Source organism: Streptomyces hiroshimensis, from assembly GCF_014650335.1.
Classification (GTDB): Bacteria; Actinomycetota; Actinomycetes; order Streptomycetales; family Streptomycetaceae; genus Streptomyces; species Streptomyces hiroshimensis.
In genome coordinates this window covers 336,619-360,801 of record NZ_BMUT01000010.1, presented here as the reverse complement: position 1 = coordinate 360,801, position 24,183 = coordinate 336,619, and the positions used below count along the sequence as shown (strand labels likewise).

Genomic DNA, 24,183 nt, shown 5'->3' with positions numbered 1-24,183 from the left:
AAACGAGCCGGGGCCGCGCCCTGATCACATCCTGCCGTGCCGCGAGGACTACAGGCCGATCTCGGCCTCGAACTCGGCGGCCTCCAGGAGCCCCTTGACCGCGGTCAGGTAGCGGGCGGCGTCGGCGCCGTCCACCAGACGGTGGTCGTAGGAGAGCGTCAGGTAGGTCATGTCGCGCACCGCGATGACCGTGCCCTCGGGGGTCTCGACGACCACCGGGCGCTTGACGGTCGCACCGATGCCCAGGATGGCGACCTGGTTCGGGGGCACGATGACCGTGTCGAACAGCGCACCGCGCGAGCCGGTGTTGCTGATCGTGAAGGTCGCGCCGGACATCTCGTCCGGGCTGATCTTGCCCGTGCGGACCTTGCCGGCCAGCTCCGCGGTCTTCTTGGCGACGCCCGCGATGTTGAGGTCACCCGCACCCTTGATGACCGGGGTCATCAGGCCCTTCTCCGAGTCGACGGCGATGCCGACGTTCTCGGAGTCGAAGTAGGTGATGGTGCCCTCGTCCTCGTTGATCCGGGCGTTGATGACCGGGTGGGCCTTCAGCGCCTGGACGGCGGCCTTGACGAAGAACGGCATCGGGGACAGCTTGACGCCCTCACGGGCGGCGAAGGCGTCCTTGGCCTTGTTGCGCATCCGCATGATCTTGGTGATGTCCACCTCGACCACGGAGCTCAGCTGCGCCTGGCCGTGCAGCGCCTTCATCATGTTGTCGGCGATGACCTTGCGCATGCGCGGCATCTTGACCGTCTGACCGCGCAGCGGCGACGCCTGGAGGGCGGCGGCCTTCGGCGCGGCGGCGGCCGGGGCGGCAGCAGCCGGAGCCGGCGCCGGGGCGGCCTTGGCGGCCTCCGCGGCGGCGATGACGTCCTGCTTGCGGATGCGACCGCCGACGCCGGTGCCCTGGACCGCGGTGAGGTCCACGGCGTTCTCGGCGGCGAGCTTGCGCACCAGCGGCGTGACGTAGGCACCGTCGGTGACGGCGGCAGCGGCGGCCGGAGCCGGAGCGGCCGGGGCCACGGGGGCGGCCGGGGCGGCCGGCGCGGGGGCCGGAGCGGCCGGGGCGACCGGAGCGGCGGGGGCCGCAGCCGGAGCCGGGGTCGCCGGGGCGGCCGGAGCAGCAGCCGGGGCCGGGGTGACCGGAGCGGCCGGGGCGGCGGCGGGGGCAGCCGGGGCGGCCGGAGCGGCAGCGGCCGGAGCCGCACCCGCGGCACCGATCACGGCGAGCTTGGCGCCGACCTCGGCGACCTCGTCCTCACCGACGGCGATCTCCAGCAGCACGCCGGAGACCGGGGCGGGGATCTCGGTGTCGACCTTGTCGGTGGAGACCTCGAGCAGCGGCTCGTCGGCCTCCACCGTCTCGCCGACCTGCTTCAGCCAGCGGGTGACGGTGCCCTCGGTGACCGACTCGCCCAGCGCGGGCAGGACGACGTCGGTGCCCTGGGCCGCGCCGGCCGGAGCCTCGGCGGCGGCCGGGGCGGCGGGCGCCTCGGCCACGGGGGCGGCCTCGGCCGGAGCCGGGGCGGCGGGGGCCTCGGCGGCCGGGGCCGGAGCCTCGGCAGCGGCCGGAGCCTCGGCGGCGGCGGGGGCGCCGCTGCCGTCGTCGATGATCGCGAGCTCGGCGCCGACCTCGACCGTCTCGTCCTCGGCCACCTTGATGGAGGCGAGGATGCCGGACGCGGGGGCCGGGATCTCGGTGTCGACCTTGTCGGTGGAGACCTCGAGCAGCGGCTCGTCGGCCTCCACGCGCTCACCCTCGGCCTTGAGCCAACGGGTGACGGTGCCCTCGGACACGCTCTCGCCGAGCGCCGGCAGGGTTACGGAAACCGCCATGGTTGCGGTTGCTCCTTACGAGTAGTGCGGATGGTGGTGCGCTCGGGACTTAGTCGTGCGAGTGCAGCGGCTTGCCGGCCAGGGCCAGGTGAGCCTCGCCCAGAGCCTCGTTCTGCGTCGGGTGCGCGTGGATGAGCTGCGCGACCTCGGCCGGCAGCGCCTCCCAGTTGTAGATCAGCTGGGCTTCGCCGACCTGCTCACCCATGCGGTCGCCGACCATGTGGACACCGACGACGGCACCATCCTTGACCTGGACGAGCTTGATCTCGCCCGCGGTCTTGAGGATCTTGCTCTTGCCGTTGCCCGCGAGGTTGTACTTCAGAGCGACGACCTTGTCGGCGCCGTACAGCTCCTTGGCCTTCGCCTCGGTGATGCCGACGGAAGCGACCTCGGGGTGGCAGTACGTGACGCGCGGCACGCCGTCGTAGTCGACCGGCACGGGGTTGAGACCGGCCAGCCGCTCCGCAACCAGGATGCCCTCTGCGAAGCCGACGTGCGCGAGCTGGAGGGTCGGGACGAGGTCACCGACGGCCGAGATGGTCGGCACGTTGGTGCGCATGTACTCGTCGACCAGGACGTAGCCGCGGTCCATCGCGACGCCCTGCTCCTCGTAGCCCAGGCCCTGCGAGACCGGGCCGCGGCCGATGGCGACCAGCAGCACCTCGGCCTCGAACTCCTTGCCGTCCGCAAGGGTGACCTTGACGCCGTCGGCGGTGTACTCCGCCTTCTGGAAGAAGGTGCCGAGGTTGAACTTGATGCCGCGCTTGCGGAACGCGCGCTCCAGCAGCTTGGAGCTGTTCTCGTCCTCGACCGGGACGAGGTGCTTCAGGCCCTCGACGATGGTGACGTCGGTGCCGAAGGACTTCCACGCCGAGGCGAACTCGACGCCGATGACGCCGCCGCCCAGGATGATCGCGGACTCCGGCACGCGGTCCAGGACCAGCGCGTGGTCCGAGGAGATGATGCGGTTGCCGTCGATCTCCAGGCCCGGCAGCGACTTCGGCACGGAGCCGGTCGCGAGGAGGACGTGGCGGCCCTGGATGCGCTGGCCGTTCACATCGACGGAGGTCGGGGACGACAGGCGGCCCTCGCCCTCGATGTAGGTCACCTTGCGGGAGGCGACCAGGCCCTGCAGGCCCTTGTACAGGCCGGCGATCACGTCGTCCTTGTACTTGTGGACGCCCGCGATGTCGATGCCCTCGAAGGTGGCCTTGACACCGAACTGCTCGCTCTCGCGAGCCTGGTCCGCGACCTCACCGGCGTGCAGCAGCGCCTTGGTGGGGATGCAGCCGTTGTGCAGGCAGGTCCCGCCAAGCTTGTTCTTCTCGATCAGGGCGACGTCCAGACCCAGCTGCGCTCCGCGCAGGGCAGCGGCGTAACCGCCGCTACCGCCTCCGAGGATCACTAGGTCGAAAACGGTGCTGGCGTCGTTCGCCACGTCACGTCCTCCATGCATGGGTACGCCGGAGCCGGTCACCGATGACCGGGCGGCGGCTGTCGTTCGGCCGCGTTTCTTCGGCCCTGTGATTAGGGGGGCCCTGTCCTGCCGAGACAACATCTTCGCATTTGTTGACGGACGGCGGGACGCCGGGCCGGTCCCGGAGGCGACTGTTGCGTCACCTTCGGGGGTTACTCGCGCGTACGGCCGAGGTATTTCGTTACAAGCGAACGGATCCGCACGGCCCCGGGCAAAAGCCGCGGGACCGTGCGACCGTACGGGCCGGGCGGAGCGGGGGTGACGCTCAGCCGAGGTCGCCCGCGGCGGTGTGCTCCGCCAGGCGGACCAGCGTGCGGACCGCGGAGCCGGTGCCACCCTTCGGGGTGTAGCCGTACGGAGCGCTCTCGTGGTAGGCCGGGCCCGCGATGTCCAGGTGCGCCCAGGCGATGCCCTCGCCCACGAACTCCTTCAGGAAGAGGCCCGCGAGCAGGCCGCTGCCCATCCGCTCGCCCATGTTCGCGAAGTCGGCGACCGGGGAGTCCATGGCCTTGCGCAGCTCGGCGGGGAGCGGCATCGGCCACGCCTGCTCGCCGACCGCCTCGGCGATCTCGTAGACCGAGGTGCGGAAGGCGTCGTCGTTGCCCATGACGCCGAACGTGCGGTTGCCCAGTGCGAGCACCATGGCGCCCGTCAGGGTGGCGACGTCCACGATCGCGTCCGGGTTCTCCTCCGAGGCGCGGGCCAGGGCGTCGCCCAGGACCAGGCGGCCCTCGGCGTCCGTGTTGAGGACCTCGACGGTCTTGCCGCCGTACATCTTCAGGACGTCACCCGGGCGGGTGGCGGAGCCGGAGGGCATGTTCTCCGCGAGGGCCAGCCAGCCGGTGACGTTGACCTGCAGGCCCAGGCGGGCCGCGGAGACGACCGCGGCGAACACGGCGGCGGCGCCGGCCATGTCGCACTTCATGGTCTCGTTGTGGCCGGCCGGCTTCAGGGAGATGCCGCCCGAGTCGTAGGTGATGCCCTTGCCGACGAGGGCCAGGGTCTTCTCCGCCTTCGGGTGCGTGTAGCCGATGCGCACCAGGCGCGGCGGGGCGTCCGAGCCGCGGCCGACGCCCATGATGCCGCCGAAGCCGCCCTTGAGCAGGGCCTTCTCGTCCAGCACCTCGACCTTGAGGCCGAACTCCTTGCCGGCGGTCTGGGCCGCGGCGGCGAAGGTCTTCGGGTCGAGCTCGTTGGGCGGCATGTTGACGAGGTCGCGGGCGCGGTTGACCTCTTCGGCCACGGTGGCGGCGCGCTCGGTCGCGGCCTTGAACGCCTTGTCGCGCGGCTTGCCGCCCAGCAGGGCGATCTCGGCGAGCGGGGCGCCCTTGTCGGCCTTGTCGTTCTTCTTGGCGGCGGCGTTGCCGGCCGGGCGGTAGGAGTACGCGCCGAGCAGGGCGCCCTCCGCGACCGCTCCGGCGGCGTCGGCGTCCTCGACGGGCAGGGCGAACCCGGCCTTCTTGGTGCCGGCCAGGGCACGGGCCGCGGAGCCGGCGGCGCGGCGCAGGGCCTCGTGGCCGAAGGCCTCGTCCTTCGCCGGGGCTTCGCCCAGGCCGACCGCCAGCACGACCGGGGCCTTCAGCCCGGACGGGGCGGGGAGCTTGGTCGTCTCCCCCTCGCCGCCGGTGGCGCCGAGGGCCTCCAGGACGGCGGCCAGCTTGCCGTCGAAAGCCTTGTCAACGGCTTCGGCGCCGGCGGCCACGACGGGGCCCTTCGGGCCCTTCGCCACACCGACGACGATGGCGTCCGCGCGCAGCGTCGCCGCACTGGAAGTGCTGAGAGTCAGAGCAGACACGGTGGTGAGGTCCCTACTTCCGTTGAGTTTCTCGGCCGAGCGGGTGGGTCGGCCGCACCCCGGGCATCGTATGCGCCATATCCCTGCGGGGGGCATCCAAGGGTCTTTCGAGGCCCCGCGGTTCGGCTGGCGCCGGGCCCGGGTTCTCGTCCGCCGCGGCGGTGATCGGCCGTCGTGGCGCGTACCGGCGGTGCCGCGACCGGCCCAGCCGGGGTGGGCACCGCCGGGCCGGCGGAGTGGGGTTCTCGCCGTTGCGGCGGTGGGGAAATGCCTGGTGGACGGTGTGTTCCGGGGCTGGCCGACGCGGTCGTTGCCGCATCCGGCGACATGCGGTCGCCCGGTCGGGGTCGGCGCCGTTGGCCGGCAGCCGGGCGGCATCTTTCCGCCGCGGCGGTGATCGGCCGTCGTGGTGCGTACCGGCGGTGCCGTGACCGGCTCAGCCGGGGTGGGCACCGCCGGGCCGGCGGAGTGGGGTTCTCGCCGTTGCGGCGGTCGGGAGTGCCCGGTGCGGTCCTTCCGCGTCCGCGGGAGTGCCGGGCGCGGTGCCGCCCCGGTGGTCGGCGGGCCGTTGCTCAGGAAGCCGGCCGGTATTTCCTCCGCCGCCGCGGCGATCAGCCACCCCGGTGCTTACCGGCGGTGTCGTACCAGGGCGGGTCAGCCCAGGGACAGCGTTACCAGCGTCGTCGTCGCCGCCGTTTCCGCTATCGCGCCGAAGACGTCGCCCGTCACCCCGCCGAAGCGGGACACGCACCTGCGGAGGAGCAGTTCCGCGCAGAAGAGGCCCGCCGCGGCCGCAGCCGCCGTGTGGAGGGGGCCGTACGGGCCCAGGAAGGTGCCCCACGCCGCGCAGGACGCCACCACCGCCACCCCCGCGGCCAGCGCGCCGCGAGGCGGCACCGCGCCCGCCACGGCCGCCCCCAGGCCCTCCGGGCGGGCCGCCGGTACGGACGGGCGGCACGCCAGGGTCAGGGCGCAGCGGGCCGTCACGGCCGCCGTCAGCGCCGCGAGCGCCCCCCGCAGCGGCGAGGACCCGTACGCCCCGGACAGCGCCGCCACCTGTGCCAGCAGGACGAGCAGGAGCGTGACGACCCCGAACGGCCCGATGTCCGACTGCTTCATGATGCGCAGCGCGTCCGCCGCGGGCTTCCCGCTGCCCAGCCCGTCCGCGACGTCCGCCAGGCCGTCCAGGTGGAGGCCGCGGGTGAGGGCAGCCGGTACCGCCACCGAGGCCACCGCGGCCAGGAGCGGGCCCGAACCCAGCGCCAGCAGCGCCGACCCCGCCGCCGCGGCGCCCGCGCCCACCGCGAGCCCCGCCAGCGGCGCCGCGAGCATGCCGCCGCGCGCGGCGGGGCGGTCCCAGCGGGTGAGGCGGACGGGCAGCACGGTCAGCGTGCCGAAGGCGAAGCGGAGGGCGTCGCCGGGGGTGGCGCGCGCGGGTGTCGTGTCGGTCATCGCGGGCACACTATCCGGCCCGCCGTGGGCAGTAGGTTGCCGGTGGAGGGCCGATCGGGAGCGGGTGCGTGCGTCATGGGCCAGTGGTTGAGCCGCAACATCGTCGAACCGGGAAAGCTGCCCCTGCTGCTCGCCCTGACGGCCTTCGTCATGACCTTCCTGGTGACCCGCGTCATCACCCGCCTGATCCGCGCGGGCAAGGGCCCCTTCCGCAACATCAGCCCCGGCGGGGTGCACGTCCACCACGTGGTGCCCGGCGTGGTGCTGACGGTGATCGGCGGCTTCGGCGCCGTCGCCGCGGGCCGGCAGGGTTTCGGGGCGATGGCCGCGGCCGTCCTGTTCGGCACGGGCGCGGGGCTCGTCCTCGACGAGTTCGCGCTGGTCCTGCACCTGGACGACGTCTACTGGACCGAGCAGGGCCGCAAGAGCGTCGAGCTCGTCGTGCTGACGGCGGCCCTCGTGGGCCTGGTGCTGGCCGGTTTCCTGCCCTTCGGGGTGAACGAGCTGACCCCGGAGGAGCTGCACGATCGCGGCCTCGTGGTCGCCAACGTCCTGATCAACTTCCTGATCGCCCTGTTCGCCCTGGCCAAGGGCAAGCCGCGGATCGCCCTGATCGGCGCGGTGGTCCCGTTCGTCGCCCTCTTCGGCGCGGTGCGCCTGGCCCGCCCCGGCTCACCGTGGGCGCGGCGCTTCTACCGCCACCGGCCGCGGGCCCGCCGCCGGGCCCGGGTGCGGGCCTACCGCCACGACGCCCGCTGGGAGGCGGTCCGCAACAGGATTCACGATCTGCTGGCGGGCGCCCCGGACCGCTGAGCGCGCTGCACCTCCGCACGCTCGCGGGCCTCGCGGCGTCTGCGCCGCACCTCGTCCGCCGCGCACAGCGCGAGCACCGCGACGACGGCCGCGATGTGCTCCTTGCCCGCCAGATTGGGCTTGATCACCGCTTCCGTCACCATCGCGAGCACCACCGCGGCACAGGTGAACCAGGCCCGGTAGCGCCAGGAGACGAAGATCGCGAGCCCTACGACGGCTGCCGACGGGCCGGTGTCGACGACCTTGGCGGCCTCGGCCGGCAGCCCGAACACCGAGTCGGGGCCGATGTGGACGGCCAGCCGGGCGTACATCGTGCCGGCGAGCGTGGCCACGTAGCAGATGGCCAGCGTGCGCCACTTGCCCAGGCAGATCTCGGCGATGCCGAAGACCAGCAGGATCTGCGCCAGCGCGCCCCACACCGGCAGGTCCAGCGCGGGGACGAACAGCGACAGCGGCGTCCGCAGCAGGGCGATCCACCACGGCAGCTGCGCCTGCACCGAGCCGATCCGCTGCACCGGCTCGAAGCCCCAGGACTGGTTCTGGACGACCTGGAAGACGGAGGTGAGGACGACGGCCGCGAGGGTCATCGGGATCGCCCGGAACTTCTTGCGTACGAGCGCCCGCCGGACGGTCCCGAACAGCGGGCCCCACTCGGTCACCGCGGCGCGTCGCAGCGCCGCGCGGTTCATCGTCGGCTCTCCAGGTGCTTGCGGTTGAGCCACTTGGGCAGGCCGGGGGCTTCGAGGAAGCCCTCGGCGCGTGCGCTCGCGATGCCGATCCGCAGCAGATCGCTGCTCTTCTCGAACAGCATGAAACGAGGCTCCCAGATGGGGCGGTATTTCGCATTTGCTCGATAGAGGGACTCGATCTGCCACCAGCGGGAGAAGAAGCTGAGCAGCGAGCGCCACGCCCGCAGCACCGGCCCCGCGCCCAGCCGGGAGCCGCGCTCGAAGACCGACCGGAACATCGCGAAGTTCAGCGACACCTGGCTGATGCCCAGCCCCTTGGCCTGCTGCAGCAGCTCGATGACCATGAACTCCATCAGGCCGTTCTCGGAGTCGCGGTCGCGCCGCATCAGATCCAGCGACAGCCCCTTGGGGCCCCAGGGCACGAAGCTCAGCAGGGCGCGCAGCTCACCGGTGCCGTCATGGCACTCCAACATCACGCAGCGGCCGTCGAGGGCGTCGCCGAGGCGGCCGAGCGCCATCGAGAAGCCGCGCTCGGTCGCGCCGTCGCGCCAGTCGTCGGCGCGCAGCAGCAGCTGCGCCATCTCCTCCTCGGGGATGTCCTCGTGGCGCCGGATCCGCACGGTGTAGCCCGCGCGCTTGACCCGGTTGTACGCCTGCCGGACGGTGCGCATGGCGCGGCCGTCGAGGGTGAACTCCGAGGTGTCCACGATGGCCTCGTCGCCGAGCTCCAGGGCGTCCAGGCCGTGGCGCGCGTAGATCGTGCCGCCCTCCTCGCTCGCACCCATGACGGCCGGGATCCAGCCGTGCTCGCGCGCCTCCGCCAGCCAGGGCTCGATCGCCCCGGGCCAGGCCTCGGGATCGCCGATGGGATCGCCGGAGGCCAGCGAGACCCCGCCCACGACACGGTAGGTCACCGCCGCCTTGCCGCTGGGGGACCAGATGGCGCTCTTCTCGCGGCGCAGCGCGAAATAGCCGAGCGAGTCGCGGTCGCCGTGCCGGTCGAGCAGGGCGCGCAGCTTCTCCTCGTCCTCGGCGGTGAGCGGGTCGGTGGCGCGCCGGGCCCGGAAGGCCGCGTACACCACGACCAGCAGCAGGACCGTGCTCATCGCATTGATGGTGACGTCCACCCACCCGGGGATGTCCAGCCCCGGGTAGGCGCTCTCGTCGACCTGCAGCGAGATCAGCCGCATGAAGCCGTAGTGCCAGCGGTCGGCGAACGTCGCCCGGTACTCGTCGGGGGCGTCGTTCGCGGCCCGCACCAGCAGGGCCGCCGTCAGCGAGGTGACCAGCAGGCCGACCACGGCGACGATCGCCGCCAGCTTCGGGTTGGAGCGGTCGCCCTTGGCGTAGAACTCCTTGCGGCCCGCCAGCAGCGCGCCCACGAACAGGCCCGTGGCCACCAGCGAGAACCAGTTCAGCGCGTGCCGGTTGAACTCCCGGGAGAACATGAGCGTCGCCATGAACACCAGGAACAGCCCGGCCAGCGCCAGGTTCAGGATCCACGACGCCCGCTTGCGCCGGCGCAGCGTGACCGCCATGGCGAACGACCACAGCGCCGACGCGAAGCCCGCCGTCAGCAGGTACGGCGTGAAGAACTCGTCGTCGTTGTGACGCCGGATGTCCGCGCCGAACGACACCCACACCGCGCTGAGCAGATTGACGAACGTGACGAAGCGCAGGTACCACACGGCGAAAGCGGCGGCGCGCCGTGACCTCGGGCCACCCGGCGCGCCCTCATCCGGAGTCAAGCGGACTTCTCCCATGAAAGATCATCATTCGGGGCACTGTCTGCGGCGGGCTCCGTGCGCTTCACACCGGCCGGCTGCCGGGGAGGTCAGCCGTCTGCCGGAAGGCGCTCGGGAAGTTCCGCCGCCAGGGCCGCGGCCGCCTGCACCAATGGCAGAGCGAGCAGCGCCCCTGTCCCCTCGCCCACAGTGACGCCATGATCGAGCAAAGGGTTGAGCGCCATCCGGTCAAGCGCCTTCGCCTGCGCCGGATCGCCGCTCGCCTGCCCGGCCAGCCACCAGTCCGGCGCCCGGAACGCGACCCGCTGGGCCACCAGCGCGCACGCCGCGGAGACGACTCCGTCGAGGATCACGGGGGTGCGGCGCACCGCGCTCTGCAGCAGGAAACCCGTGGCAGCGGCCAGATCCGCGCCGCCCGTGGCCGCCAGCAGCTCCAGCTGGTCGCCCAGCACCGGGCGGGCCCGGCGCAGGCCGTCCCGGATCGCCGCGCACTTGCGCATCCAGGCCAGGTCGTCGATGCCGAAGCCGCCGCGGCCGGTCACCACGGAGGAGTCCGTGCCGCACAGCGCGCCGATCAGGGTGCCGGCCGCCGTGGTGCCGCCGACGCTCAGATCGCCCAGAACCACCAGGTCGGTGCCCGAATCGGCCTCCTCGTCGGCGATCGCCATGCCCGCGCGGAACGCCGCCTCCGCCTCCTCGGCGGTCAGCGCGTTCTCGATGTCGATTCGGCCGGATCCGCGCCTGACACGGTGCCGGGTCACCTCCTCGGGCAGCTCCGCGGCATCGCAGTCCACCGCCATGTCCACGATGCGCAGGCGCGCGCCCGCCCGGCGGGCCAGCACCGCGCCCGCGCTCTCGCCGGCCAGCGCCGCCTTCACCAGGACCGCCGCGCCGCCCTCGGGGCCCGCGGAGACGCCCAGCTTCGCGACCCCGTGGTCACCCGCGAACACCAGCGCCGTGACCTGCTCCACCGGCTTGACCGGCACCGCCCCCTGCGCGGCGGCGAGCCACTCGGCCAGCTCGTCCAGCCGCCCCAGCGCACCGGGCCGCAGCCCGAGCCGCTCCCGCCGCTCCTCCGCATCCCGCCGCACGCCCGGGTCGGGGCGCTCGATCAGCGTGGCGAAGTCATCAAGATTCAGACCGCTCATCCGCCGAACACTACCCGCCCGGAGGGCGGGTAGACCTGGCTCGTACGGGTTGCTGCCGGTTCGGACGGAACCCCTCCGGGTCGACGACGGGTCAAGGGGCTGCGCCCCTTGAATCCGCCGCGACGGCGCTCAGCCCCCACCGGAGGTGATCGGCGGTGCCGGACCTGCCGCAGGGGGAGGTGGTACGGCACCGCCGAACAGGTCCGTGGGGGCCCAGCGCCGTTGCGGCGGAGATTTGTCGCGGCGGCAACGGTCGTCAAGGGCGCTTGCGCCCTTGGAATCCGCCGCAGCGGTGCTCGGCCCCCACCGGAGGTGACCGGCGGTGCCGAGCGGCCCCGAGGAAGGCGGCTCGGCACCGCCGGTGACCCCGGTGGGGGTGGCTCGCCGTTGCGGCGGAGGTCGGTTGCGCGGCAACGAGCGTCCCGGGCGCTCGCGCCCTGGAATCCTCCGCCGCGGCGGAGGGACTTGCCTACGGCCTCCCCCGCAGGGGCAGCGTCGCCCGGACGCAGAAGCCCGGCGCATCCCCCTCGCGGGACGCGGCCACGCACTGGCCGCCCAGGGCCGCCACCCGTTCCCGCATGCCCACCAGGCCGTGCCCGCCCGTCGGCGCATCCCCGCCGGGAGGGCACCCCGTGCCGTCGTCCAGGACGGTCACGGACAGGGCGTCCGGGCCGCGGTCGAGGGTGATCTCGGCCCGCGCCCCCGCACCCGCGTGCTTGTGGACGTTCGTGAGCGCTTCCTGCACCACGCGGTACGCCGTGAGGTCGACCGCCGCCGGCAGCGTCCCGACCGCCGCCACCGCCTCCGCTCCGCCGGTGACCGTCACCTCCAGCCCCGCCCGGGTGAACCCGTCGACGAGCTGGTCGAGCACACCGAGCCCCGGCGCCGGCTCGGTGGGCGCCTCCGGGTCGCCGTACTGCCGCAGCAGCCCCACCGTGGCCCGCAGCTCCGACAGCGCCGAGCGGCTGGCCTCCCGTACGTGTGCGAGGGCCTGCTTGGCCTGGTCGGGGCGGCTGTCCATGATGTGCGAGGCGACCCCGGCCTGGACGTTGACGAGCGCGATGTGATGGGCGACGACGTCGTGCAGCTCGCGGGCGATCCGCAGCCGCTCCTCCGCCACCCGCCGCCGCGCCTCCTCCTCCCGCGTCCGCTCGGCCCGTACGGCCCGCTCCTCGATCGCCGCGACGTAGGCCCGCCGGCTGCGGACGGCGTCGCCCACGGCTCCGGCCAGGGCCGTCCAGGCGAAGAGCCCGAGATTCTCCGGGGAGTACCAGGGCGGCACGCCGAGGACCATCACGGCCCCGGTCAGGACCGCGACCGTGGCCAGGGCGAACCGCCACGCCGCCGGGCGCTCGGTGCGCGAGGCGACGGTGTAGAGGGCCACGACCACGGCCATCGCGATCTGTGTGCGCGGGGGCTCGGCGCGGTCGGCGACGATCTCGGCCAGGGTCAGGGCGGACGTCACGCCGAGGACCGTGCGCGGGGCGGTCCGGCGCGCCGCCAGCGCGGCGCAGGCCAGCGCGCTCAGCAGCAGGAATCCGGTCCCCGGCGGCTGTGTGGCGCGGTCCCGCCCCGCGAACGACCCGATGAGGACGATCGCGAAGACGGCGAGGGAGAGCAGCGAGTCGGTGGCGACCGGGTGCGCCCGCAGCCAGCGGTGCGGGCGGGCCTTGCCGGGAACGGCGAGGGAGCTCACCGGGAGGGTCCCCTCTCGTGGCGGCGCCCCCGTCCGGCCGGGGGACAGGGGCGCGGCGGGTGCTGGAGTGCCGGTACCGGGCGGAGCGGGCCCGGCCGGTCAGCCGTCAGCCGGGAATGAGGCCGTCGTCGCTCAGCATCGCGCGGACCTCGTCGAGGCTCGCGTCGGGAGCGGGCAGGATCAGCTCGGAGGGCTCCAGGGCGTCGTCGGGCAGCGGGCTGCCCAGCCGGCGCACGGCTTCCAGCAGGGCCTCCAGCGTGCGGCGGAAGCCCTCCTGATCACCGCTCTCCATCTCCTCCAGCAGCTCGTCGTCGAGCTTGTTGAGCTCGGTGAAGTGGCTGTCGGCGAGCTTCCACTGCCCTTCCCCCATGATCCGTACGATCATGACGGTCTCTCCCTCGGTCGGGTGCGAGTGCCTGGGACCTGCGGACTACTGCTTGTCGAAGCGCGGACGCTCCTGCTCGGCGCGGGAGGCGCCCTGGCCGCCGTCGCCGCCCTCGATGGCCTGCTTCGGGGCGCTGCCGCCGGCCAGCTCGGCCTTCATCCGCTGCAGCTCCAGCTCCACGTCCGAGCCGCCCGAGAGGCGGTCCAGCTCGGCGGTGATGTCGTCCTTGGCCATGCCCGTGGGGTCGTCGAGCGCGCCGGAGGCGAGCAGCTCGTCGATGGCGCCGGCGCGGGCCTGCAGCTGTGCCGTCTTGTCCTCGGCGCGCTGGATGGCCATGCCGACGTCGCCCATCTCCTCCGAGATGCCGGAGAAGGCCTCGCCGATGCGGGTCTGGGCCTGGGCGGCGGTGTACGTGGCCTTGATGGTCTCCTTCTTCGTACGGAAGGCGTCGACCTTGGCCTGCAGGCGCTGCGCGGCGAGCGTGAGCTTCTCCTCCTCGCCCTGCAGCGTCTGGTGCTGCGTCTCCAGATCGCTGACCTGCTGCTGCAGCGCCGCGCGGCGGGAGAGGGCCTCGCGGGCCAGGTCCTCACGGCCCAGGGCGAGGGCCTTGCGGCCCTGGTCCTCCAGCTTGGAGGACTGGCCCTGGAGCTGGTTGAGCTGCAGCTCCAGGCGCTTGCGGGACGTGGCGACGTCCGCGACGCCGCGGCGCACCTTCTGGAGCAGTTCGAGCTGCTTCTGGTACGAGTAGTCGAGGGTCTCGCGCGGATCCTCGGCCCGGTCCAGGGCCTTGTTGGCCTTCGCGCGGAAAATCATCCCCATACGCTTCATGACACCGCTCATGGGCCTCGCGCGCCCCCTTCTGACGGACTTCGGCTCCAGCACACCTTGCAGACCCCACAGTACGGGCCCTGCTTCCATTACCGCACTGTTCGGGCCCCGATGCGCTCCTCCTCCAGGACGATCAGACGGCCGCCGCCCTCCGGCGCAGGGAGTAGACGTCCACCCGGGGAGAAGTCCGGGGAGGAGCGGGGGGAACAACCAGGGCAACGGCCGCCGTTGCCGGATCGTTCCCCCCGACGGGCGGGTGCCCGCTCCCCGTACCCCGTACCCTTGGGTTTCGTGTTCCGAAGCCGTTCCACTTCCAAGGATGAGCAGGCCGCCGCCGCCAAGGTGACCGCGGACCAGCCCCAGCAGCCCCGTGACCCGCAGGCCCCCAAGGGCCGCCCGACCCCCAAGCGCAGCGAGGCCAACTCCCAGCGCCGCGCCATGGCGCACACGCCCGCCAACCGCAAGGACGCCGCCAAGCGCGCCCGCGAGACCCGCCGGGCGGATCTCGCCAAGCAGCGCGAGGCCCTCGCCAACGGCGACGAGCGCTACCTGCCCGTCCGCGACAAGGGCCCCGTCCGCCGCTTCGCGCGCGACTTCGTGGACTCGCGGTACTCGGTGGCGGAGTTCTTCCTGCCGCTCGCCGTCGTCATCCTGATCCTCAGCATGATCAACCGCGGCGCGTTCCAGACGTACGTGCTGCTCGCGTGGATGATCGTGATCGCCCTGATCGTCATCAACTCGGCGGTCACCGCCATCTCCCTCAAGCGCGCCCTCAAGCAGCGCTTCCCCGACGAGAACACCCGCGGTGCGGTGGCCTACGCCATCATGCGCACGCTCCAGATGCGCCGGCTGCGCCTGCCCAAGCCGAAGGTCAAGCGCGGGGAGAAGCCCTGAGCGCCTTCGCGCCCGGCTTCGGTGCCGGCGCGGAGAGCTGGCTGCGGGGCCTCGGGGGCTTACGGAACACCGTCCGGCAGGAGCTGGTCGCCCGCCAGCTCGACGAGCAGATAAGCGCTCGCTACCCCGTCGGCCGGCGGCTGCGCATCCTCGACGTCGGCCCCGGCCAGGGCACCCAGGCCCTCCGGCTGGCCCGCGCGGGCCACGAGGTCACCGGCCTGGAGTCCGACCCCGTGATGCTCGGCGCCGTGCGCGAGGCGCTGGCCGCCGAGCCGGAGGGCATCCGGGAGCGGGTCCGGCTCGTCCAGGGCGACGGGCGCGAGACCGGCGCCCACTTCACCCCGGGCTCCTTCGACATCGTGCTCTGCCACGGCGTCCTGATGTACGTGCCCGAGCCGGATCCGATGCTCGCCGGCCTCGCGCGCGTGCTCGCCCCCGGCGGCCTCCTCTCCCTCCTGGTGCGCAACGCCGACGCCCTGGCCATGCGGCCGGGCCTCGCCGGCGACTGGGACACCGCCCTCGCCGCCTTCGACTCGCCGGTTTACACCAACCGCATCGGCCTGGAAGGTCGCGCCGACCGCCTGGAGACCCTCACCGCGACGCTCGCGGGGATCGGGGCGCCGCTGCACACCTGGTACGGCGTCCGGGTCTTCACCGACCAGGCGGCCGACGGGCGCCCCGTCCCGTCGGGCCCGGAGCTGGAGCGGCTCCTGACCGCGGAGCATCGAGCGGGCCGGACGGACCCCTACCGGGCGGTGGCGGCGCTGCTGCACCTGTGTGGTGTCCGGGGCTAGCGGCCCCGGGCTTCCCGGCACGTGCCGGCACCTGCCGGTCCGGCACCGCCGGTGGCGAGCGGACCCCGGGCCACGGGGTCACCGTCACCACCCGTTCGTAGGCCAGGCCGGGACAGGCCACCCCGTGGCGGGGATACTCCAGCCATGGATGGCTCACGCGCCCACGTCCGTGCCAGGCTCCTGCTGACCGTCTCCGCCGTCGCCGTCTGCGCCGCCGCGCTGACCGCCGGATGTTCCACCACCTCTCCCCGCCCCGCCGAGAAGGAGGGGCCGGAGAAGGGGGCCGCCGTCTCCGGGGCGCCGGGCATTCCGGGTTCCGCCGGGGATCTGCAGGCCGCCTACGAGAAGGTGGTCAAGGACGTCCTGCCGTCCGTCGTGCAGATCACCGCGGGCGACAGCCTCGGCTCCGGTGTCGTCTACGACGACAAGGGCGACATCGTCACCAACGCCCACGTCGTCGGCTCCGCGCAGTCCTTCAAGGTCACCCTGGCCACCGGCGGCGGCCCCGTCGGCGCGCGGCTGGTCTCCAGCTATCCCGAGCAGGACCTGGCGGTCGTCCGGCTCGACGACGTCCCCAAGAGCCTCAAGCCCGCCACGTTCGGCGACTCCACGAAGGTGGAGGTCGGCCAGATCGTGCTGGCCATGGGCAACCCGCTCGGCCTGTCCAGCAGCGTCACGCAGGGCATCGTCTCCGCCGTCGGCCGCACGGTGAGCGAGGGCCGCAGCGGCGGCGGCACGGGCGCCACCATCGCGAACATGGTGCAGACCTCGGCCGCCATCAACCCGGGCAACAGCGGCGGCGCGCTCGTCAACCTCGCCGGCCAGGTGATCGGCATCCCCACCCTCGCCGCCACCGACCCGCAGTTCGGCCAGGGCGCGGCCCCCGGCATCGGCTTCGCGATCCCCGCCGCGACCGTCCGCACCATCGCGGGCCAGATCGTGAAGAGCGGCAGGGTCACCGATTCCGGCCGGGCCGCGCTCGGCATCACCGGGCGCACGATCGTCGGCCCCGACTTCACCCCGGCCGGCGTCGCGGTCGTCTCCGTCACCCAGGGCGGGCCCGCCGACCGGGCGGGCCTGCGGGCCGGGGACGTGATCACCGCCGTGGGCGGGAGCACCATCTCCACGATGCAGACCCTGTCCGAGGCGCTCGCGGGCCTCAAGCCCGGCGACAGGACCGAGGTGTCCTACGACCGGGGCGGCACCGCGCACACCACGACCGTGAACCTCGGCGAGATGTGACGCGGGATCTGAGGCGGGATGCGACACCGCCTGCCGCCCCGTGCGGGACGGCAGGCGGTGAAGCGGGACGAGGTCAGCTCTCGGCCGCCGCGCGCAGGCTCATCGCGTAGATCTCCGAGTCGTCCTCGAACAGCGTCACCTGCTCCGCGCCCCCGTCCAGGAGCTCCTTCCAGACCTCGCCGATCCACGACTCGGCGTCCCCCTGCGTCGTGAACTCCTCCGGCTCCACCGCGGGGGACGTCTCCGTCCCGTCGGCCTTCTCGAACCGCCACACCCACGCCATGTCCGCCTCCTGCGTCGTACCGGAACGTGCCGGATTGATCCTGCATAGGTCCTGCATACGTGCTGCGTTGCGCAGCCTAACGGCCCGTCGGCGACGAGAAAGGGTGAGCCCCGCGCGCCCGCCGCGCGCGGACGCGAGACGATCAGTGCGTGGAACTGACACTGCTCGGCACCGGAGCCCCCGAGGGGCTGCCGCGCCCCGACTGCCCCTGCGCCTCCTGCGCCACCGCCGTGGGCGACGAGGCGCGGGCCGCGACCGCGGTCCTCGTCGACGGGGCGCTGCTGCTGGACCTCACCCCCGGCCCGGCCTTCGCCGCGGCCCGCGCGGGCCGGTCCATCGCCGGGGTCCGGCAGGTCCTGCTCTCCCACCCGCACGACGGGCCGGCCGTCGAGTTCCCGGCGGGCCTGCCCGCGCCGGTCCGGGTGCCGGACGGCCGGGAGCTGGCCGTGATCAGCGGCCACCGGATCCGGGCGGTGGCCCTGGACGCCCCCGGCACGGGCTACGAGGTGACGGCCGCGGACGGCGAGCGCCTGCTCTACCTCCCGCCGGGCGCGGCCCCCGCCGGCCTGAACGGCCCGGGCCCCGGCCCCGACCGCCCGGGCGGCCCGTACGACATGGTGCTGCTCGACGTCCTCGGCCGGCCCGACGCGCTCGCCCGGCTGCGCTCCGCGGGCGCCGTCACGGCCACGACGGACGTGCTCGCCGTCCACCTGGACCACGACGTGCCGCCCGGGCGCGAGCTGCACCGGCAGCTCGCCGCGGCCGGCGCCCGCACCGTGCCCGACGGCACCACGCTCGTCGTCGGCGACTACCACGCGGTGCCGGACCTGCCCCGGCGCACCCTGGTGCTGGGCGGCGCCCGCTCGGGCAAGTCCGTGGAGGCCGAGCGGCGGCTGGAGTCCTTCCCCGACGTCCTCTACGTGGCCACGGGCGGCACGCGCCCGGGCGACGCCGACTGGGCGGCCCGGGTGGCCCTGCACCGCGAGCGCAGGCCCGGCTCCTGGCGCACGGCGGAGACCACCGACCTCGTACCCCTGCTGGCCGCCGAGGGCCCGCCGCTGCTGCTGGACTGCCTGTCGCTGTGGCTGACGGACGCGATGGACTCCGTCGGGGCGTGGGACGACGAGTCGTGGGCGGACGGCGGCGCGGACGCGCTGGCGGCGCGGGTCGCGGAGCTGGTGGCGGCCGTACGGGCGACGCCGCGCACGGTCGTCGTGGTGAGCAACGAGGTGGGCTCGGGGGTCGTCCCGGCGACGGCGTCGGGCCGCCGCTTCCGCGACGAGCTGGGCCGGCTGAACACGATGGTGGCCGGCGAATGCGAGCACGTTCTGCTCGTGGTGGCGGGACAGGCGCTCACGCTGCGCTGAGGGCTCCGTACGCTTTGGGCCCATGACCGCCCCTGACCGTCCCGTCATCCGCGTCCTGCTCGCCGACGACCAGGCCCTGCTGCGGAGCGCTTTCCGCGTCCTGGTGAACTCCGAGCCGGACATGACCGTCGTGGGGGAGGCCGCCGACGGCGCCGAGGCCCTGGAGCTGGCCCGCAGCCAGGCCCCGGACGTGGTCCTGATGGACATCCGGATGCCGGGCACGGACGGCCTGGCCGCCACCCGGGCGATCTGCTCCGATCCCGCCCTCGCGGACGTCCGCGTGGTGATGCTGACGACCTTCGAGGTCGACGAGTACGTGGTGCAGTCGCTCCGGGCGGGCGCCTCCGGTTTCCTCGGCAAGGGCGCCGAGCCGGAGGAGCTGCTGTCGGCGATCCGTATAGCGCGGGCGGGGGAGGCGCTGCTGTCGCCCGCGGCGACGAAGGGGCTGATCGCGAGGTTCCTCGCGCAGCCGGGGGAGCCCGAGCGCCCGGCGGGCCGCAGCGTGCGGCTCGACGCCCTCACCGGCCGCGAGCGGGAGGTGCTCGTCCAGGTGGCGGGCGGGCTGTCCAACGACGAGATCGGCGAGCGGCTGGAGGTCAGTCCGCTGACCGTCAAGACGCATGTGAACCGTGCGATGGCGAAGCTGGGGGCGCGGGACCGGGCCCAACTCGTGGTCATCGCCTACGAGTCGGGGCTGGTGCGGCCGCGCACCGGCTGACGCGCGAACGCCGGCCGGTCCGCCTGAGCGGTCCGGCCGGCGTTCGCGCGAGGGGGGTTACGGCAGCGCCAGCATCCGCTCCAGCGCGAGCTTCGAGAACGCCGCGACCTCGGGGTCGACCTCGATGCGGTTGACGACCTTGCCGTCCGCGAGGGACTCCAGCGCCCACACCAGGTGTGGCAGGTCGATCCGGTTCATCGTCGAGCAGAAGCAGACCGTCTTGTCGAGGAAGACGATCTCCTTGCCCTCGTCGGCGAATCGATTCGCCAGACGGCGGACCAGGTTCAGCTCCGTGCCGATGGCCCACTTGGAGCCTCTCGGTGCCGCCTCCAGGGTCTTGATGATGTACTCCGTCGACCCGACGTAGTCGGCCGCGGCCACGACCTCGTGCCGGCACTCGGGGTGCACCAGGACGTTGACCCCCGGGATGCGCTCGCGCACGTCGTTGACCGAGTCGAGCGAGAAGCGGCCGTGCACGGAGCAGTGCCCGCGCCACAGGATCATCTTCGCGCCGCGCAGCTCCTCGGCGGTCAGGCCGCCGTTCGGCTTGTGCGGGTTGTAGAGGACGCAGTCGTCCAGGCTCATGCCCATGTCGCGGACGGCGGTGTTGCGGCCCAGGTGCTGGTCGGGGAGGAACAGGACCTTCTCGCCCTGCTCGAACGCCCAGGTCAGTGCGCGCTCGGCGTTGGAGGAGGTGCAGATCGTGCCGCCGTGCTTGCCGGTGAAGGCCTTGATGTCGGCCGAGGAGTTCATGTACGAGACCGGCACGGTCACCTCGGCGACGCCCGCCTCGGTCAGCACGTCCCAGCACTCGGCGACCTGCTCTGCGGTGGCCATGTCGGCCATGGAGCAGCCGGCGGCGAGGTCCGGCAGGACGACCTGCTGGTCCTCGGTGGTGAGGATGTCCGCGGACTCGGCCATGAAGTGCACGCCGCAGAAGACGATGTACTCGGCGTCCGGCCGGGCGGCGGCGTCGCGCGCGAGCTTGAAGGAGTCGCCGGTGACGTCCGCGAACTCGATGACCTCGTCGCGCTGGTAGTGGTGGCCGAGCACGAAGACCTTGTCCCCGAGCTTCGCCTTGGCCGCGCGGGCACGCTCCACCAGGTCCGGGTCGGAGGGCGCCGGCAGGTCGCCGGGGCACTCCACACCGCGCTCGCTCTTCGGGTCGGCCTCGCGGCCGAGCAGCAGGAGCGCGAGCGGGGTGGGCTGGACATCCAAGGGCTGGGCGGTGGTCACGTCACGCACCCTTTCTGTTCTGCGGACGGCCGGGTAAGGCCTTGTCGTCAATTTGACGCTATCTATCATAACCGCTTCGCGTCACTTTGACGATGGTGATCGCGTCGATGTGACACATTCCCGATCCGGCGGGCGGTGTGCGAGCATGAATGGCGGAATACACCGCAGCAGGCCCGGAATGAATCCGGGAGACCGGCGGTTGCAGCCGAGGGCAAGCAGTCCGCACCAAACCCGGGAGTGAAGCAGATGTCCGTTCAGGACGAGAAGACCACTGTGAGCGACGGCATCCTCCTGTCCGATGCCGCCGCCGCCAAGGTCAAGGCCCTGCTGGAGCAGGAAGGCCGTGACGACCTCGCACTGCGCGTCGCCGTCCAGCCCGGCGGCTGCTCCGGCCTGCGGTACCAGCTCTTCTTCGACGAGCGCTCGCTCGACGGTGACGTCGTCAAGGACTTCGACGGCGTCAAGGTCGTCACCGACCGCATGAGCGCCCCGTACCTGGGCGGCGCCTCCATCGACTTCGTCGACACCATCGAGAAGCAGGGCTTCACGATCGACAACCCGAACGCCACGGGTTCCTGCGCCTGCGGCGACTCCTTCAGCTAAGCCGGGTTCGCCGGCGTCACCGCTGTCACCGCGAAGGCGGCGGCCCCCACCGGGGTCGCCGCCTTCGCGGTTTTCCGTGCCTCTTCCGCCGGCTCTACTTCTCCTGCTGCTGCGCCACGGGCTCCCCCGTCGAGGCGTCCACGACCTTCCGGTCGCCCAGCGGCTCGTCCAGCGTCACCGTCTCGTCGAACTTCTTCGCCATCAGCACGCACTGCCGGCCCGGCTGCTTCTCCGTGCCGGTGACCTTGACCGTCACCGCGGCGGACGACTGCTCGGCGGAGACCGCGTAGGTCTGGCACACCCCGCCCCAGAAGTGCAGGACGAGCTTCCTGTCCTCCACGCTGTACGACGTCACGTGCACCGGGGACGACTTCGGCGCGCCCTTCCCCGGGCTCTCGGAGCGCTCCGGCGCCGGCGAGGGCTTCGCCACGAACCTCGGGTCCACCGCGGGCCGGGCGACGGTGATCGCCGGCTCCTTGTCCGCACCCGGCAGGCGCACCTGGAACAGCCACGACGGCACCAGCGCCTGCCGCCCGGCCACCGACTGCGCCGACAGGCCGAACGCCGCCCCCGTCACCGTCGCCGGCTCGCGCGGCGGCGCCTTCGGCGGGCAGGGCGGTGCGAAGCCGCCCGGCACGTCCGAGCCGTCGTGCGGGACGGGCGAGGCGCAGCCGCCGATCCCGCCGCTGCCGGTGCCGCCGCCCTTGTTCAGCTCCTTGAGCGCCTCGTCCGCCGTCACCACCGGATACGTCGCACCCTTCGGCGGGACCTGCAGCTGGCCGCTGCCGCGGACGATCTGTGCATCCGAGCCGACGTCGAGGGTCGTCCGCCAGCCGAAGACCGGCAGGCCGTCCAGCACGGGATCGGCGTTGACCGTCCGCACGGCACCGAAGAGCACCGAGGCGTCGACCTTGGAGTCGTCCTGGCCGAGCGCCTTCAGTACGGGTGCGGCGGCGCTCTTCGCCTTCTCCTCCGGCACGGGCGGCTGCCCGTCCGAGGCCTTGCCCTCCTGCTGCGGGCAGTGGTCGGGGGTGCCGGGGGAGAGGTCGGCCGCGGGGTCCGTGCGCGGCCCCGAGCCCGGCGGGTGCACACAGCCCTTGGCCGCACCGCCGAAGCGCGCGAACGACCAGTTGCCCGGGCCCTTGCGGGCCACCCGCAGCACCGGCTCGTCCGCCCCGGGCGGCCCGCCCACCCGCCATACCTCGCCGTCGGCGGTGGGCGTGCCCGGCACGTGGAGCGCCGCGGCGAGGGCGGCCACCTCCTCGCGGCTCACCTCGCCCTTCGGCAGCCGCACCGGCGCCGTCCGCGGCCCGTCGGGCAGCTTCCCCTCGGCGCGGTAGCGCACGCCCGTGGGGTCCGGCTCGCCCACGGCGATGCCCTGCGGGGAGCCGGCGGGGCCGCTGCCCGCGGACGGCGCGTCCAGCGCGAGGGGCGGTGGCGGGCTCTCACCGCCCGCCGCGCCCTTGTCCTTGCCGCCGTCGCCCTCCGAGGCCGTGGCCGCCCAGTACGCCCCGCCGCCACCGGCCAGCAGCACCGCCGCCGCGACCGACGCGACCGCGAGCCGTGAACGCTTCCGCTGCTGCTTGCCTTCGGGGCTGCCGCCCTCGGTGCTCACCACATCGCTCCTTCACTCCGCCCAATGTCTGTAGCGCCGCATCCCCCGTGAGGGGGACGCCGCTTGGACGGAGCGCAGGAGCGAGTGGTTCCACCGGGGTTCGTCTACGCCGGATGCATCAGTCGCCGTACTCGGACATCCCTCGCCGTACTGCGATATCGGCGGTATCAGTCGCCGTACTCCGACATTCCGTCGATCAGCCGCGCCGACCCCGCCGGCACCGAGACCCCCCTGATCCACGAGGGCGGCACGGCCGCGGCGGCCTGCCGCTGCCCGGCGCCGCCCGTCCAGTGCGGGGACATCCGCGCGCACAGCCCGCGCAGCTCCGCCAGGGATTCGGGCTCGGAGTCGGAGAAAGTGACGTCCTTCACAGGGTTCGGCATAACGGCACCGTATGCAGCCCGCGCCACACGATGAAAGGGCTACTATTTGGTAATTTTGTCCGGACGGTGGCCGAAACCGTACCCAGGTGCGATATCCGGACCCGGTAGCGTGGTGTGGCTCGTCTCGTTTTCCACCCTCGCCCACCCACCTCGCCCCGCAGGAGCAGAACCGCCGTGCGTATCGCTGTCACCGGCTCCATCGCCACCGACCACCTGATGACGTTCCCCGGCCGTTTCGCCGATCAGCTCGTGGCGGACCAGCTGCACACCGTCTCGCTCTCCTTCCTCGTCGACGACCTCGACGTCCGCCGCGGCGGTGTCGCTCCCAACATCTGCTTCGGCATGGGCCTGCTCGGCCTGCACCCGATCCTGGTCGGCGCCGCCGGCGCCGACTTCGCGGAGTACCGCGCCTGGCTGGAGCGGCACGGCGTGGACACCGGCTCGGTGCGCATCTCCGAGGTCCTGCACACCGCGCGCTTCGTCTGCACCACGGACACCGACCACAACCAGATCGCGTCCTTCTACACCGGCGCGATGAGCGAGGCCCGCCAGATCGAGCTGCAGCCCGTCGCCGACCGCGTCGGCGGCCTCGACCTGGTCCTGATCGGCGCCGACGACCCCGAGGCGATGATCCGCCACACCGAGGAGTGCCGCTCGCGGGGCATCCCCTTCGCCGCCGACCCCTCCCAGCAGCTGGCGCGCATGGACGGCGACGACATCCGCGTCCTCGTCGAGGGCGCCACGTACCTCTTCACCAACGAGTACGAGAAGGCCCTCATCGAGTCCAAGACCGGCTGGTCGGCGGACGAGATCCTGGCCAAGGTCGGCACGCGCATCACCACCCTCGGCGCGCAGGGCGTGCGCATCGAGCGCGCGGGCGAGCCCGCCATCGAGGTCGGCTGCGCCCAGGAGGAGGCCAAGGTCGACCCGACGGGCGTCGGCGACGCCTTCCGCGCGGGCTTCCTCTCGGGCCTGACCTGGGAGCTGTCCCTGGAGCGCGCCGCCCAGCTGGGCTGCATGCTCGCCACCCTCGTCATCGAGACCCTGGGCACCCAGGAGTACGAGCTGCGCCGCGGCCACTTCATGGAGCGCTTCACCAAGGCCTACGGCGACGAGGCCGCCGCCGAGGTCAAGGCGCACCTGGCCTAGCCCCGGCCGCCGGCCGGCCCCTGTCCCCCGGG

At 73.2% G+C, this 24,183-nt stretch carries 22 protein-coding genes; 8 read left to right on the top strand and 14 right to left on the bottom strand.

The annotated features are described in order from the left end of the window. Nucleotides 1-48 precede the first annotated feature (48 nt). The 4 genes from sucB to IE241_RS23605 form a co-directional block, all read right to left on the bottom strand. On the bottom strand, nt 49-1,839 hold the full coding sequence (gene sucB, locus IE241_RS23620; RefSeq protein ID WP_190023800.1) for a 2-oxoglutarate dehydrogenase, E2 component, dihydrolipoamide succinyltransferase: 1,791 nt from the start codon (nt 1,837-1,839) through the stop codon (nt 49-51). 49 nt (nt 1,840-1,888) lie between these two features. Continuing rightward, the gene (lpdA, locus tag IE241_RS23615; RefSeq protein WP_190023799.1) at nt 1,889-3,277 is read right to left on the bottom strand and encodes a dihydrolipoyl dehydrogenase; all 1,389 of its coding nucleotides are present in this window, start codon (nt 3,275-3,277) and stop codon (nt 1,889-1,891) included. A 304-nt stretch (nt 3,278-3,581) separates the two neighbouring features. Next, entirely contained in the window at nt 3,582-5,111 is a 1,530-nt protein-coding gene (locus tag IE241_RS23610) for a leucyl aminopeptidase (protein WP_190023798.1), read from the bottom strand. Nucleotides 5,112-5,765: 654 nt separating this feature from the next. Then, complete coding sequence (locus tag IE241_RS23605) at nt 5,766-6,563, bottom strand: adenosylcobinamide-GDP ribazoletransferase (RefSeq protein ID WP_190023797.1); 798 nt, start codon at nt 6,561-6,563, stop codon at nt 5,766-5,768. Nucleotides 6,564-6,638: 75 nt separating this feature from the next. Between IE241_RS23605 and IE241_RS23600 the strand changes: the two genes are divergently transcribed. Then, a complete protein-coding gene (locus IE241_RS23600; RefSeq protein WP_190023796.1) occupies nt 6,639-7,376 on the top strand; it encodes a hypothetical protein in 738 nt (245 codons plus the stop codon). Here the strand turns inward: IE241_RS23600 and IE241_RS23595 are convergent. The 6 genes from IE241_RS23595 to IE241_RS23570 form a co-directional block, all read right to left on the bottom strand. Beyond that, nucleotides 7,343-8,065: a hypothetical protein gene (locus IE241_RS23595; RefSeq protein ID WP_190023795.1), complete on the bottom strand. Its 723-nt coding sequence runs from the start codon at nt 8,063-8,065 to the stop codon at nt 7,343-7,345. The two genes, IE241_RS23600 and IE241_RS23595, sit on opposite strands and share 34 nt — an antisense overlap. After that, nucleotides 8,062-9,828 (bottom strand): phosphatidylglycerol lysyltransferase domain-containing protein, encoded by a 1,767-nt coding sequence (locus IE241_RS23590; RefSeq protein WP_190023794.1) that lies wholly within the window; start codon nt 9,826-9,828, stop codon nt 8,062-8,064. Before IE241_RS23590 ends, IE241_RS23595 begins: the two co-directional genes overlap by 4 nt. A gap of 71 nt (nt 9,829-9,899) precedes the next feature. Beyond that, nucleotides 9,900-10,958 carry a nicotinate-nucleotide--dimethylbenzimidazole phosphoribosyltransferase gene (locus tag IE241_RS23585; protein ID WP_190023793.1) on the bottom strand — a complete coding sequence of 353 codons (1,059 nt, stop codon included), beginning with the start codon at nt 10,956-10,958 and terminating at the stop codon, nt 9,900-9,902. 469 nt (nt 10,959-11,427) lie between these two features. Further along, nucleotides 11,428-12,654, bottom strand: a complete 1,227-nt coding sequence (locus IE241_RS23580; RefSeq protein ID WP_190023792.1) for a sensor histidine kinase — start codon at nt 12,652-12,654, stop codon at nt 11,428-11,430. Nucleotides 12,655-12,760: 106 nt separating this feature from the next. Then, nucleotides 12,761-13,039, bottom strand: coding sequence for a PspA-associated protein PspAA (gene pspAA / locus IE241_RS23575; RefSeq protein ID WP_190023791.1), 279 nt, complete (start codon nt 13,037-13,039; stop codon nt 12,761-12,763). A 45-nt stretch (nt 13,040-13,084) separates the two neighbouring features. Then, nucleotides 13,085-13,879 carry a PspA/IM30 family protein gene (locus IE241_RS23570; RefSeq protein ID WP_190023790.1) on the bottom strand — a complete coding sequence of 265 codons (795 nt, stop codon included), beginning with the start codon at nt 13,877-13,879 and terminating at the stop codon, nt 13,085-13,087. 279 nt (nt 13,880-14,158) lie between these two features. Between IE241_RS23570 and IE241_RS23565 the strand changes: the two genes are divergently transcribed. The 3 genes from IE241_RS23565 (at nt 14,159) to IE241_RS23555 (ending at nt 16,797) form a co-directional block, all read left to right on the top strand. Continuing rightward, entirely contained in the window at nt 14,159-14,761 is a 603-nt protein-coding gene (locus tag IE241_RS23565) for a DUF3043 domain-containing protein (protein WP_190023789.1), read from the top strand. A 41-nt stretch (nt 14,762-14,802) separates the two neighbouring features. Beyond that, nucleotides 14,803-15,555 carry a class I SAM-dependent methyltransferase gene (locus tag IE241_RS23560; RefSeq protein ID WP_190023831.1) on the top strand — a complete coding sequence of 251 codons (753 nt, stop codon included), beginning with the start codon at nt 14,803-14,805 and terminating at the stop codon, nt 15,553-15,555. A 144-nt stretch (nt 15,556-15,699) separates the two neighbouring features. After that, nucleotides 15,700-16,797 (top strand): S1C family serine protease, encoded by a 1,098-nt coding sequence (locus tag IE241_RS23555; protein WP_190023788.1) that lies wholly within the window; start codon nt 15,700-15,702, stop codon nt 16,795-16,797. A gap of 73 nt (nt 16,798-16,870) precedes the next feature. On the opposite strand, the gene IE241_RS23550 is transcribed toward IE241_RS23555, so the two are convergent. Continuing rightward, nucleotides 16,871-17,080: a glycosyltransferase family 25 protein gene (locus IE241_RS23550; RefSeq protein ID WP_190023787.1), complete on the bottom strand. Its 210-nt coding sequence runs from the start codon at nt 17,078-17,080 to the stop codon at nt 16,871-16,873. Between the two features lie 149 nt (nt 17,081-17,229). On the opposite strand from IE241_RS23550, the gene IE241_RS23545 reads away from it, so the two are divergent. Continuing rightward, on the top strand, nt 17,230-18,447 hold the full coding sequence (locus IE241_RS23545) for a bifunctional adenosylcobinamide kinase/adenosylcobinamide-phosphate guanylyltransferase (RefSeq protein ID WP_190023786.1): 1,218 nt from the start codon (nt 17,230-17,232) through the stop codon (nt 18,445-18,447). A gap of 22 nt (nt 18,448-18,469) precedes the next feature. Then, nucleotides 18,470-19,165 carry a response regulator gene (locus tag IE241_RS23540; RefSeq protein WP_190023785.1) on the top strand — a complete coding sequence of 232 codons (696 nt, stop codon included), beginning with the start codon at nt 18,470-18,472 and terminating at the stop codon, nt 19,163-19,165. 57 nt (nt 19,166-19,222) lie between these two features. On the opposite strand, the gene nadA is transcribed toward IE241_RS23540, so the two are convergent. Further along, on the bottom strand, nt 19,223-20,401 hold the full coding sequence (gene nadA, locus IE241_RS23535; protein WP_190023784.1) for a quinolinate synthase NadA: 1,179 nt from the start codon (nt 20,399-20,401) through the stop codon (nt 19,223-19,225). 246 nt (nt 20,402-20,647) lie between these two features. Between nadA and IE241_RS23530 the strand changes: the two genes are divergently transcribed. Beyond that, the gene (locus IE241_RS23530) at nt 20,648-21,004 is read left to right on the top strand and encodes a HesB/IscA family protein (RefSeq protein ID WP_058044766.1); all 357 of its coding nucleotides are present in this window, start codon (nt 20,648-20,650) and stop codon (nt 21,002-21,004) included. A gap of 94 nt (nt 21,005-21,098) precedes the next feature. On the opposite strand, the gene IE241_RS23525 is transcribed toward IE241_RS23530, so the two are convergent. Beyond that, the gene (locus tag IE241_RS23525; RefSeq protein WP_190023783.1) at nt 21,099-22,619 is read right to left on the bottom strand and encodes a hypothetical protein; all 1,521 of its coding nucleotides are present in this window, start codon (nt 22,617-22,619) and stop codon (nt 21,099-21,101) included. Nucleotides 22,620-22,786: 167 nt separating this feature from the next. Continuing rightward, entirely contained in the window at nt 22,787-23,002 is a 216-nt protein-coding gene (locus IE241_RS23520) for a hypothetical protein (protein ID WP_190023782.1), read from the bottom strand. Between the two features lie 174 nt (nt 23,003-23,176). Here IE241_RS23520 and IE241_RS23515 point away from each other — a divergent pair, with 174 nt between their 5' ends. After that, nucleotides 23,177-24,151: a carbohydrate kinase family protein gene (locus IE241_RS23515; protein ID WP_190023781.1), complete on the top strand. Its 975-nt coding sequence runs from the start codon at nt 23,177-23,179 to the stop codon at nt 24,149-24,151. Nucleotides 24,152-24,183 lie beyond the last annotated feature (32 nt).